This window comes from Nocardioides oceani (genome assembly GCF_030412965.1).
Lineage (GTDB): Bacteria > Actinomycetota > Actinomycetes > Propionibacteriales > Nocardioidaceae > Nocardioides > Nocardioides oceani.
Map to the genome: position 1 here is coordinate 1 of NZ_JAUHJQ010000119.1, position 286 is coordinate 286.

A 286-nucleotide genomic window follows, 5' to 3' on the forward strand; every position below is an offset into this window, starting at 1 on the left:
GGTAAGTGGGCCGGATCGCGCTGTCGGACAGAACAGCGCCGTCGAGACCACCTCGAGACCTGCCGGTCCGGGCCGGCTCGGCGCGAGATACGGGCCGGGTCAGCGCGAAGTTCGGGCCGGGTCAGCGCGAGGTTGGGGCCGTGTGGGCGGGAGGTTTGCGCCGGGTCAGGTGGCGAGGGAGTCGCGCACCGGCACGAACTTGGCCTGGGCCTCGGCGAGCTCGGCCTCGGGGTCGGAGTCGGCGACGATGCCGCAGCCGGCGAAGAGCCGCACGCTGGGCCCGTCG

1 protein-coding gene is annotated in these 286 nt (G+C 74.1%); it reads right to left on the bottom strand.

Annotated features, from left to right (window positions below):
- Window positions 1-165 precede the first annotated feature (165 nt).
- On the bottom strand, window positions 166-286 hold a 121-nt coding region (locus QWY28_RS23505), incomplete at its 5' end, for a chorismate-binding protein (RefSeq protein WP_300955330.1).